We start from the raw sequence: 11570 nt of genomic DNA on the forward strand, positions 1-11570 counted from the left end.
CTGACGCAGGCGCCGCGGGTGCAGCCGGTCGGCGTCGGGTCGTTGGCGCTGACCGCGATCTTGACCCCGGTGTCACCGGCGCGGCCGGAGCCCCGGGTGCGCCCGGCGCGCCGGGCGCACCCGGGACGCAGTCCTCCGCCTACCGCGAGCTGTCCGGCCGCGAGGTCGAGGTGCTCCGGCTGGTGGCCGAGGGCCAGTCCAACAAGGCGATCGGCGTCGCCATGGGCCTGTCCGCACTGACGGTCAAGAGCCACCTGGCACGGATCGCCCGCAAGCTCGGCACCGGTGACCGGGCGGGCATGGTCGCCGTCGCACTGCGGACCGGCATCATCCACTGACCCGCTCCACACATGCCCGACACAGTGGTGGCGGCCCGGAGGAACGTTTCCTCCGGGCCGCCGTCTTTTTCACCGTCCCTCCCCCTGCGACCTGCCCGCCCGCGCCCGGGGCATATGTCGGAACCCGGTCTGACCAGTCCGACAACACTCCCGGGCGCGGGTACCGTCGTACCCTTGGGGGGTGACCGACGCCGTAGCAGCCATCCCAGAAGAGACAGCCCCGGTCCCGCTCCTCGAGCCGAGGGAGGGGCTGCCACCCGTGGTGGCGGACCAGGACGCGCTGGCCGCGACGGTCGCGGCCTTCGCAGCGGGCACCGGTCCGGTCGCCGTCGACGCCGAACGGGCCTCCGGTTACCGCTACGGCCAGCGCGCCTACCTGATCCAGCTGCGGCGGGCCGGGGCCGGGACCGCGCTGGTCGACCCGATCGCCTGTCCCGACCTGAGCGGGCTCGGAGAGGCGCTGGCCGACACCGAGTGGGTGGTGCACGCCGCCACCCAGGACCTGCCGTGCCTCTCCGAGGTCGGCATGCGTCCGCGCCGGCTGTTCGACACCGAGCTGGCCGGGCGCCTGGCCGGGTTCCCCCGGGTCGGTCTCGGCCCGATGACCGAGAACGTGCTCGGCCTCTCGCTGGCCAAGGAGCACTCCGCGGTGGACTGGTCCACCCGCCCGCTGCCCGAGCCGTGGCTGCGGTACGCCGCGCTCGACGTCGAGGTGCTGGTCGAGCTGCGGGACGCGCTCGAGCGGGAGCTGGACGCCCAGGGCAAGCTCGGCTGGGCGCTGGAGGAGTTCGCCGCACTGGCCGACGCGCCCAAGCCCGCGCCGCGGGTCGACCCCTGGCGGCGCACCTCCCAGCTGCACAAGGTCCGCCGTCGGCGCCAGCTCGCCGCGGTCCGCGAACTCTGGCAGGCCCGTGACCGGATCGCCCGGGAGCGGGACGTCTCCCCCGGCCGGGTGCTGCCCGACGTGGCGATCGTCAACGCCGCCCTGGCGATGCCGCTCAACGCGCCCGCCCTGCTGGCCGTCTCCGGCTTCGGGCCGCGGGTCAACCGCAAGCAACTGGACCAGTGGCTGGCCGCCCTCCAGCGCGCCCGGGAGATCCCCGAGAACCAGCTGCCGCCGTCCTCCGCCCCGCACGACGGGCCGCCGCCGCCGCGCGCCTGGGCCGACAAGGACCCGGTCGCCGCGGCCCGGCTGACCGCCGCCCGCGCCGCGGTCGCCGCGCTGGCCGAGGAGCACAACCTGCCGGCCGAGAACCTGATCACCCCGGACCTGGTCCGCCGGGTGGCCTGGGAGCCGCCGGCCGACGCGAGCGCGGAGCAGGTCTCGGCGGCCCTCCGGCGGCTCGGCGCCCGCCAGTGGCAGGTCGACCTGGTCGGCCCGGCGCTGGCCGCCGCCTTCGTCGAGCCGCCGGCGCCGGCGCCGGCCGAGTAGCAGCGGGCCCGCCGCGAGGGGGCGCCGGGGTCCTCCCCGGCGCCCCCTCGCGGGTTCCCGCGGGCACGTGTCCGGGGACACACGGGCAGATCCGGTGGTCGGCTATGGGCAACCTAGTTACCGGCGGGTAGCATGGCCGTGAAGCAGCGCAGCTCCACCTGTGAGCCGATCTCTGCGTCCTACGTCATGTCCCCCTGGGAGGAGAGCCCCCGTGCCTCGTACCGCGAGGGACGTCGTCTTCGTCGACGGCGTCCGCACCCCGTTCGGCAAGGCAGGCCCGAAGGGCATCTACCACGAGACCCGGGCCGACGACCTCGTCGTCAAGTGCATCCGTGAGCTCGTGCGCCGCAACCCGAACCTGCCCGTCGAGCGGATCGACGAGGTCGCCGTCGCGGCCACCACGCAGATCGGCGACCAGGGTCTGACCATCGGCCGCACCGCCGCGCTGCTGGCCGGCCTGCCGAAGTCCGTCCCGGGCTACTCCATCGACCGGATGTGCGCCGGCGCGCTGACCGCCGTCACCGCGACCGCGGGCGGCATCGCCTTCGGCGCGTACGACATCGTGGTCGCCGGTGGCGTCGAGCACATGGGCCGGCACCCGATGGGCGAGGGCGTGGACCCGAACCCGCGCTTCGTCTCGGAGAAGCTGGTCGACGAGTCCGCCCTGTTCATGGGCATGACCGCCGAGAACCTGCACGACCGCTTCCCGCACCTCACCAAGGAGCGCTGCGACGCCTACGCCGTGCGCTCCCAGGAGAAGGCCGCCAAGGCATACGCCAACGGCGACATCCAGCCCGACCTGGTGCCGATCGCGATCCGCAACACCAACCCCGACGCCGGCGAGACCGGCTGGGGCCTGGCGACCACGGACGAGCCGATGCGCCCGGGCACCACGATGGCGAACCTGGCCGGCCTGAAGACCCCGTTCCGTCCGCACGGCAACATCACCGCGGGCAACTCGGCCGGTCTGAACGACGGTGCCACCGCCTCGCTGCTGGCCGCCGAGGACGTCGCCGAGGAGCTCGGCCTCCCGGTCAAGATGCGCATGGTCTCGTACGCCTTCGCCGGCGTCGAGCCCGAGGTGATGGGCATCGGCCCCGTCCCGGCAACCGAGAAGGCGCTGGCCAAGGCCGGTCTGACGATCGACGACATCCAGGCCTTCGAGGTCAACGAGGCCTTCGCCGTCCAGGTACTGGCGTTCCTGGACCACTACGGCATCGCCGACGACGACGAGCGCGTCAACCCGTACGGCGGCGCGATCGCCTTCGGCCACCCGCTGGCCTCCTCGGGCGTGCGCCTGATGAACCAGCTGGCCCGCCGCTTCGAGCAGCGCCCCGACGTCCGGTACGGCCTGACCACCATGTGCATCGGCTTCGGCATGGGCGGGACCATCATCTGGGAGAACCCGCACTTCGAGGGTGGTAAGTGACCATGAGCACCACTGAGCTGCTGAAGCGCGCCGCCGAGCTGTTCCCCGGCGAGGTCGTCACCACCGCGCACGTACGCCACCTGGACCTGCCGCTCGCGGCCGGCAAGCTGGCGCTGATCACCCTGGACAACGGCTTCGACCACACCAAGCCGACCACCTTCGGCCCGGGTTCGCTGGCCAAGCTGTCCGAGGCGCTGGACCAGGTCGAGGCCGAGGCCGCCGCCGGTGACATCGTCGCCGTCGCGATCACCGGCAAGCCGTTCATCTTCGCCGTCGGCGCCGACCTCAAGGGCGTCGAGGTGCTCAAGGAGCACAGCGACGCGCTGGCCATCGGCAAGGGCGGCCACGACGTCTTCAAGCGGATCGCCGCCCTGCCCGTCCCCAGCTTCGCCTTCTACAACGGCGCGGCGATGGGCGGCGGCGTCGAGGTCGGCCTGCACGCCACCTACCGCACCGTCAGCTCCGGCGTCCCGGCGTTCTCGCTGCCCGAGGTCTTCCTCGGCCTGGTCCCCGGCTGGGGCGGCTGCACCATCCTGCCGAACCTGATCGGCCCGGCCAAGGCCGTCAAGGTCATCATCGAGAACTCGATGAGCCAGAACAAGCAGCTCAAGGGCAAGGAGGTGTTCGAGCTCGGCATCGCGGACGCGATCTTCGAGCCCGCCGACTTCCTGGAGCAGTCGCTGAACTGGGCGGCCTCCGTGCTCACCGGCGCCACCGAGGTGGCCCGCGAGGAGATCGACCGCGGCAAGGCCTGGGACGACGCCGTCGCCTGGGGCCGCCTGGTCGCCGACTCCAAGGTGCACGGCGCGGCCCCCGCCGCCTACAAGGCGCTGGACATCATCGCCCAGGTCAAGGACCAGGACCTGCAGGCCGGCTTCGACGCCGAGGACGCGGCCCTGGCCGACCTCATCATGAGCGGCGAGCTGCGCAGCGGCATCTACGCCTTCAACCTGGTGCAGCGCCGGGCCAAGAAGCCCTTCGGCGCGCCGGACAAGTCGCTGGCCCGCCCGGTCTCCAAGGTCGGCGTGGTCGGCGCCGGTCTGATGGCCTCCCAGCTGGCGCTGCTGTTCGCGCGCCGGATGGAGGTGCCGGTCGTCCTGACCGACATCGACCAGGAGCGCATCGACAAGGGCGTGGGCTACGTCCACGCCGAGATCGACAAGCTGCTGGCCAAGGGCCGGATCGGCAACGACAAGGCCAACAAGCTCAAGGGCCTGGTCACCGGCCACCTGGACAAGGCCGTCGCCTTCGGGGACGCGGACTTCGTGATCGAGGCCGTGTTCGAGGAGATGGGCGTCAAGCAGAACGTGCTGGCCGAGCTGGAGGCCGTGGTCGCGCCGACCACCATCCTGGCCACCAACACCTCCTCGCTCTCGGTCACCGAGATGGCGTCGAAGCTGGAGCACCCCGAGCGGGTCGTCGGCTTCCACTTCTTCAACCCGGTCGCGATCCTCCCGCTGCTGGAGATCGTCCGCGCCGAGAAGACCGACGAGGGCTCGCTGGCCACCGCGTTCGGGGTCGCCCGCAAGCTCAAGAAGACCGCCGTGCTGACCAAGGACGCCCCGGCGTTCGTGGTCAACCGGATCCTGCTGCGCTTCATGGACGCCATCCAGGGCGCCATCGACGAGGGCACCCCGATCGAGACGGTCGAGAAGGCCGTGCTGCCGCTCGGCCTGCCGATGTCGCCGATCGTGCTGCTCGAGCTGGTCGGCCCGGCCATCGCGCTGCACGTGTCGGAGACGCTGGCCGCGGCGTTCCCGGAGCGGTTCACCGTCTCCGAGAACCTCGGCAAGCTGGTCAAGGCCGGCAAGCGGGGCTTCTACGTGTGGCAGGACGGCCAGCAGGTGCTGGACCCCGAGGTGCTGGCGCTGCTGTCGTTCGGCGACACCGTGCTGACCGAGGAGCAGGTCCTCGCCCGGGCGCTGGAGGCCGTCGCGCAGGAGATCGGCCTGATGCTGGACGAGGGCGTCGTCGGCGAGGCGCAGGACATCGACCTGTGCATGATCACCGGCGCCGGCTGGCCCTTCCACCTGGGCGGGATCACCCCGTACCTGGACCGTGAGGGCGTCTCGGAGCGGGTCAACGGGAAGCGGTTCCTCGCCCCGGGTGTGGCCTCGATCCCGGCCTGAACCACGGCCTGAGGGACGGAACGGCGGAGTGGCCCCGGCGGGGGCTGCTCCGCCGTTCCGCGTGTCCGGGGGACGCGCCCCGGGACGCGCCCCGGCGTGCCCCCGGCGGGGTCAGCGCTTGAGGCGGTAGATGACCGTGTCGCCGGTCATGCCGACGACCTCGTAGTGGGACTCCAGCAGGCTCTCGATCCGGGGCACCAGTTCGGGGTTGTACGGGGCGGTGCCGGAGTCGTCGACGACCACCTCGGGGTAGCCCTTGGCGAGCTCCGCGTCGAAGGTCTGCCAGGCCTCGGAGACGCTGTACTGCTCGCCGACCTGGCGGCCGTCCTTGCCGCCGCTGAAGTTGGTCAGGAAGCCGGCCGTCAGGTAGCGGGAGACCGGGCGGCGGTCGGCCAGCCAGTACAGCTCGGGGTGCATGCCCCAGACCAGCACGGTGTCCTTGGGCGTGGTCTGGGCGGCGACCGCGGTGGCCACCTCGGTGGTCTGGTAGAGCCGCTGGCCGGGCCAGAAGACCGCGAGGCCCCAGAAGAAGGTCGCGGCGACGGCCGAGTAGACGGCCACCGGCCGCCAGCGGACCGCCGAGGTGGAGACCGCGCCGACGCCCAGCAGCACCAGCGGCGGCATCAGCTGCAGGTAGTAGTGGCCGAAGAAGTGGAAGCCGACGCTGACCGCGACCACCGAGGACAGCAGCCAGATCCACAGGTCGCTGGTGGAGCCGTGCTCCTCCTGCGCCGTCGGCAGCGTTCCGCGCCGCCGCAGCCAGAAGCGGTACCCGACCGGGGCGAGGAAGCCGAGGCCGGCCGCGAGCAGGATGCCGGAGTTACCGAGGGCGCGGCCGAGCATCTGCAGCCAGTTGGAGCCGAGGGTGGCGTAGTCCCCGCTGCCGGTGACCACCCAGAACAGGAAGCCCTTGGGCTTGGTGAGGATGGCCGCGACCAGCGCTATCGGCAGGGTGAAGCCGAAGGCGGTCTTGAACAGCGCGGGCCGCCAGGGCACCCCGCGGTGCCGGACGTCCTGGTACAGCATCCACAGGACCGGCAGCATCACCGCCCCGCCGGTCTGCTTGGTCAGCGAGCAGAGCGCGACCGCGATCCCGGCGGCCAGCCAGCGCCGCCGCTCGGCGTAGCGGAAGGCGGCCACCATCGCGGGCAGCATGAAGACCTCGAAGGTCGCCGCCTGGGTGTCCTCCGGGGACAGCCCGATGGACAGCAGCAGGTAGAACGCGCCCGCCGCGGCGCCGGCCCGGTTGCCCCAGCGGCCGCGGGCCAGTGAGGCCAGCAGGACCGCGGTGACCAGGTGGGCGACTATCGCCAGGGTGCGCAGCGGCCACAGCGAGGCCGAGCCGAAGACCGCGAAGCAGGCCTCGTACAGCCAGGGCAGCAGCGGGGGCTTGCGGTCCACCACGGTGTCGTACAGCACGCCGCCGTCGGCCAGCATCCGGGCCTGCGTCGCGAGGTAGCCCTCGTCGGGGCTCCACACCGGCCGCAGGAAGGACGGGAGGTGGGTGACCACCGCGAGCAGCGCGAGCACCGGGACCACCCTGGTCCAGTACCCGGTCCGGACGCGTGCGGGTACGCGTGCGGTCAGGGCGGCGGTGAGGCGGCTGGTGTTGATGGGCACAGGTGACAACCTACCGGGCGGTCAGTGGGAGGGCGCTGGCGGTCCCGACATCGGTACCAATGGTCCGGTCACGGACGAGGGTTCCCGGAGCTGCGATCCGGGCCCCGGGGGCGGTCCGGGCGCCGGGAGCGGAGCGGCCCCGGGAGCGGCGGTACCGCTCCCGGGGCCGGCCGGGTCGGGCGGGGCAGGTCAGGCCTGGACGGCCTCGGCGCCGAGCCGGGAGACCAGTGCGGTGACCTGCCGGGCGATGTCCGGGGCGGTCAGGCCGATCTCGGCCAGGATCTGGTCGCGGGTGGCGTGGTCCAGGAACTGCTGCGGGATGCCGAAGTCGCGCAGCGGCAGGTCGACGTCGGCGTCGCGCAGGGCCTGGGCGACCGCCGAGCCGACGCCGCCGGCCCGGCCGTTGTCCTCGACCGTGACGACCACCCGGTGCTCGGCCGCGAGCGCGGGCAGCGCCGGGTCGACCGGCTTGACCCAGCGCGGGTCGACCACGGTGGCGGTGATGCCCTGGGCGGCGAGCAGGTCGGCCAGCTCCAGGCAGAGCGGGGCCATCGCGCCGACCGAGACGATCAGCACGTCGGCGCGGCGCCCGCCGTCCGAGGGCTCGCTCTCGCGCAGCACGTCCATGCCGCCGACGGTGCCGACGGCGGGGACGGCGGGGCCGACGGTGCCCTTGGAGTAGCGGACCACGGTGGGCGCGTCGTCGACCTCGACGGCCTCGCGCAGCTGGGCGCGGAGCTGGTCGGCGTCGCGCGGGGCGGCCAGCCGCAGCCCGGGGACGACCTGGAGGATCGACATGTCCCACATGCCGTTGTGCGAGGCGCCGTCGGTGCCGGTGACCCCGGCGCGGTCGAGCACGAAGGTGACGCCGAGGCGGTGCAGGGCGACGTCCATCAGGACCTGGTCGAAGGCCCGGTTGAGGAAGGTCGCGTAGACCGCGACGACCGGGTGCAGGCCGTTGGTGGCCAGGCCGGCGGCGGAGACGGCGGCGTGCTGCTCGGCGATGCCGACGTCGAAGATCCGGTTCGGGAAGGCCTTGGCGAACGGCGCCAGGCCCACCGGGTGCAGCATCGCGGCGGTGATGCCGACGATGTCCTTGCGCTCGCGGCCGAGGGCGACCATCTCCTCGCCGAAGACCGAGGTCCAGTCCTTGCCCGCGGTCTTGATCGGCAGGCCGGTCTCCGGGTGGATGACGCCGACCGCGTGGAAGCGGTCCTCGTCGTTGTTCTCGGCGGCGTGGTAGCCGCGGCCCTTCTCGGTCAGGCAGTGCACGATCACCGGGCCGCCGAAGCCGCGCGCCTTGGTGAGCGCGGACTCCAGGGCGGTGAGGTCGTGGCCGTCGATCGGGCCGATGTACTTGATCCCGAGGTCCTCGAACATGCCCTGCGGGGCGATGAAGTCCTTCAGGCCCTTCTTGGCGCCGTGCAGCGTCTCGAACAGCTGCTGGCCGACCACCGGGGTGCGCTGCAGCGCGTCCTTGCCCCAGGACAGGAAGCGCTCGTAGCCCTGGGTGGTGCGCAGGGTGGCGAGGTGGTTGGCGAGGCCGCCGATGGTCGGCGAGTAGGAGCGCTCGTTGTCGTTGACGACGATGACCAGCGGGCGGTCCTTGGCGTCGGCGATGTTGTTGAGCGCCTCCCAGGCCATGCCGCCGGTGAGCGCGCCGTCGCCGATCACGGCGACCACGGGGCGGTCCTTGTGGCCCTGGAGCTGGTTGGCCTTGGCCAGGCCGTCCGCGTAGCCGAGCACGGTGGAGGCGTGCGAGTTCTCGATCACGTCGTGCTCGGACTCGGCGCGGGACGGGTAGCCGGACAGGCCGCCCTTCATCCGCAGCTGCGAGAAGTCCTGGCGGCCGGTGAGCAGCTTGTGGACGTAGCTCTGGTGGCCGGTGTCGAAGAGGATGCGGTCGCGCGGCGAGTCGAAGACCCGGTGCAGCGCGATGGTCAGCTCGACCACGCCGAGGTTGGGGCCGAGGTGGCCACCGGTCTTGGAGACCTCCTCGACCAGGAAGCCGCGGATCTCCTCGGCCAGTGCGGCCAGCTGCGCCGGGGTGAGCCGGTCGAGATCGCGCGGTCCCCTAATGCGGGTCAGCAGGGCCACCCGTTCCTCCTCGTTCACAAGTTCCCGGGCCCGGGACGAGCCCGACGGGCGGCGTCGCCCGTGGGTGCGGGGTGCTTCGGCGCTGGGCCGGCACACCCTTGACCGGTCGAGTCTAATGTCCGCCTGCCGGACGCCATGCGGCACGGCGGTTGTCGTACTGATCGCACCGGTGACGTCCGGGTCGGCGGCCGGTCGTCCGACGCCGTCCCATCAGCACCGATGGCCCCTTCCACCGACACGACGAGGCCCGGCACCCGAATGGTTCGGGTGCCGAGCCTCACACCGTACGGCAGTTGTCAGCCGCGGCCGGAGGACTTCTGGGTCCGGCGCGAGACCGAGTCCAGGACCACCGCGCCGAGCAGGACCGCGCCGGTGATCATGTACTGGATGGCCTGGTTGACGTGGACCAGGTCCAGGCCGGTGATGATCGACTGGATCACCAGGATGCCGAGCAGCGCCGACCAGGTCTTGCCGCGGCCGCCGAACAGGCTGGTGCCGCCGATGACCGCCGCGGCGATCGAGTTCATCAGCACGCTGCCGCCACCGAGCAGCTTGTCCGCCGAACCCTGCTGGGAGGCGATGAACAGGCCGCCGAGCGAGGCCATGCCGGCCGAGATCATGAAGACCGAGATCCGGACCCAGGCGACGTTGATGCCCGCGCGGCGGGCCGCCTCGACGCCACCGCCGACCGCGAAGATCTGCCGGCCGTAGGAGGTGCGGCGCAGCACGAAGTCGGTGACCACGACGATGCCGAAGAAGACCACCAGGGGCAGCGGCAGGCCGCGGTCCTGGTTCAGCATGTACGCCGCGACCAGGCCGATCACGGCGATCACGCCGGTGCGCAGGGCGATCTCGCTCATCGGGCGGGCGGCGAGGCCGGCGGCCGAGCGGCGGCGGCTGTCGATCAGCTGGCCGGCGCCGAACAGCGCGATGCCGAGGAGCGCGAAGGCCCAGGTGAAGAAGACGTCGCCGTCACCGAGGAAGTAGGTGTCGAGCTTGGCGATCACGCCGTCGTTGAGCAGGTTGACGGTGCCCTTGTCGCCGAGGACGGAGTTCTGCAGGCCCATCCAGGCCAGCATGCCGGCCAGGGTGACCACGAAGGCCGGGACGCCGATCTTGGCGAAGAAGAAGCCGTGCAGGGCGCCCATGCCGATGCCGACGCCCATCGCGATCAGGACGGCCAGCCACTCGTTGAGGCCGGAGCGCACCGAGAGCACCGAGGCGATGGCGGCCGAGACGCCGGCCACCGAGCCGAGCGACAGGTCGATCTCACCGAGCAGCAGCACGAAGACGATGCCGACCGCGATCAGGCCGGGGCCGGCGATCCACTTGGTGATGTTGGTGAGGTTGTCGGCGTTCAGGAAGTCGCCGGAGACGGTCTGGAAGATGGCGGCGATCAGGATCAGCCCGAGCACGACCGGCACCGAGCCGAGGTCGCCGCTCTTCATCTTCCGCTTGAACTCTTCGAGGTAGCCCGCGAAGCCCGCCTCGCGGACCAGCAGCCGGGGGTCGATCGCGGCCGGCGGCGTGTCGGTGGTGGTCTGGTTGGTGGTCACTTCGCGTCCTCCGCGAGACGTGCCTGACGCCGGGTCACGGCGTTCTCGGTGGCGCCGGTGATGGCGGAGATGATCTCCTCGTGCGAGGTGGAGGCCACCTCGAAGACACCGTTGTTGCGGCCGAGGCGCAGCACCGCGACGGTGTCGGCGACGGCCTTGACGTCGGCCATGTTGTGGCTGATCAGGATCACGCCGAGGCCCCGCTCGCGGAGCCGCTCGACCAGGTCGAGCACCTGGGCGGTCTGCTCGACGCCGAGGGCCGCGGTGGGCTCGTCCAGGATGACGATCTTCGGGTCGCCGACCAGGGCGCGGGCGATCGCGACCACCTGGCGCTGGCCGCCGGAGAGCGCGGCGATCGGGATGCGGACGCTGGGGATGCGGATCGACAGGGTGTCGAGCAGCTCCTTGGCGCGCTTCTCCATGCCGACCTCGTCGAGCGTGCCGAACTTCTTCAGCTCGCGGCCGAGGAAGAGGTTGCCGACCACGTCGAGGTTGTCGCAGAGCGCCAGGTCCTGGTAGACGGTGGCGACGCCGAGGTGCTGGGCGTCCTGCGGGCGGTTGATGCCGACCGGCTTGCCGTCCCACTCGATGACGCCCTCATCGATCGGGTGGACGCCCGCGATGGTCTTCACCAGGGTCGACTTGCCGGCGCCGTTGTCGCCGACCAGGGCAACCACCTCGCCGGCGTGGACCTCCAGCTGAACATCGGTCAGCGCCTGGACGGCGCCGAAGCGCTTGGAGACCCCGCGCAACGCCAGTACGGGTGCGCCTGTCACGTGAACCATCTCCTTCGTTCCGCGCCGCCCGGTACCGGGCGTGGCACGGCCGCCCGCGCGCCGGCCCGGGCGCGAAGGGGTAGTGCGAAAAGGGTGGGGGGCGTGGCGGCCGCCGTCCGCGTGGTCGGCCGTCTCGGCCTGCCCCATACCGCCAAGGTCCGCGGCCAGATCCCAACGGGATCCGTCCGGCAGT

The 11570-nt window shown here is 72.1% G+C and carries 8 protein-coding genes; 4 read left to right on the top strand and 4 right to left on the bottom strand.

All coding sequences use genetic code 11. The features are described 5' to 3' along the window. From AB0D08_RS38660 to AB0D08_RS38675, 4 genes are all read left to right on the top strand, one after another. Positions 1–338 (top strand): helix-turn-helix transcriptional regulator (locus AB0D08_RS38660; protein ID WP_359895043.1); only part of this gene is annotated, 338 nt, incomplete at its 5' end. 181 nt (positions 339–519) lie between these two features. Further along, positions 520–1770, top strand: coding sequence for a ribonuclease D (locus AB0D08_RS38665; RefSeq protein ID WP_359895045.1), 1251 nt, complete (start codon positions 520–522; stop codon positions 1768–1770). A 211-nt stretch (positions 1771–1981) separates the two neighbouring features. Beyond that, positions 1982–3199, top strand: a complete 1218-nt coding sequence (locus tag AB0D08_RS38670; RefSeq protein WP_033824425.1) for an acetyl-CoA C-acyltransferase — start codon at positions 1982–1984, stop codon at positions 3197–3199. Positions 3200–3201: 2 nt separating this feature from the next. After that, positions 3202–5328: a 3-hydroxyacyl-CoA dehydrogenase NAD-binding domain-containing protein gene (locus tag AB0D08_RS38675; RefSeq protein ID WP_033824424.1), complete on the top strand. Its 2127-nt coding sequence runs from the start codon at positions 3202–3204 to the stop codon at positions 5326–5328. A 111-nt stretch (positions 5329–5439) separates the two neighbouring features. Here the strand turns inward: AB0D08_RS38675 and AB0D08_RS38680 are convergent, their stop codons facing one another. From AB0D08_RS38680 to AB0D08_RS38695, 4 genes are all read right to left on the bottom strand, one after another. Further along, positions 5440–6948 (bottom strand): glycosyltransferase family 39 protein, encoded by a 1509-nt coding sequence (locus tag AB0D08_RS38680; RefSeq protein WP_359895047.1) that lies wholly within the window; start codon positions 6946–6948, stop codon positions 5440–5442. 189 nt (positions 6949–7137) lie between these two features. Next, a complete protein-coding gene (gene dxs / locus AB0D08_RS38685; protein WP_033824437.1) occupies positions 7138–9045 on the bottom strand; it encodes a 1-deoxy-D-xylulose-5-phosphate synthase in 1908 nt (635 codons plus the stop codon). A gap of 296 nt (positions 9046–9341) precedes the next feature. Beyond that, complete coding sequence (locus AB0D08_RS38690; RefSeq protein WP_033824423.1) at positions 9342–10601, bottom strand: ABC transporter permease; 1260 nt, start codon at positions 10599–10601, stop codon at positions 9342–9344. Beyond that, on the bottom strand, positions 10598–11386 hold the full coding sequence (locus AB0D08_RS38695) for an ATP-binding cassette domain-containing protein (protein WP_063794507.1): 789 nt from the start codon (positions 11384–11386) through the stop codon (positions 10598–10600). The genes AB0D08_RS38690 and AB0D08_RS38695 overlap by 4 nt, the downstream gene beginning before the upstream one ends. Positions 11387–11570 lie beyond the last annotated feature (184 nt).

The sequence above is a fragment of the Kitasatospora sp. NPDC048540 genome, assembly GCF_040651175.1.
In the GTDB taxonomy this organism is placed as follows: Bacteria; Actinomycetota; Actinomycetes; order Streptomycetales; family Streptomycetaceae; genus Kitasatospora.

Coding starts and splice junctions, on each gene's coding strand:
- AB0D08_RS38675 (WP_033824424.1), top strand. CDS start 3,202: ATGAGCACCACTGAGCTGCTGAAGCGCGCCGCCGAGCTGTTCCCCGGC.
- AB0D08_RS38695 (WP_063794507.1), bottom strand. CDS start 11,386: ATGGTTCACGTGACAGGCGCACCCGTACTGGCGTTGCGCGGGGTCTCC.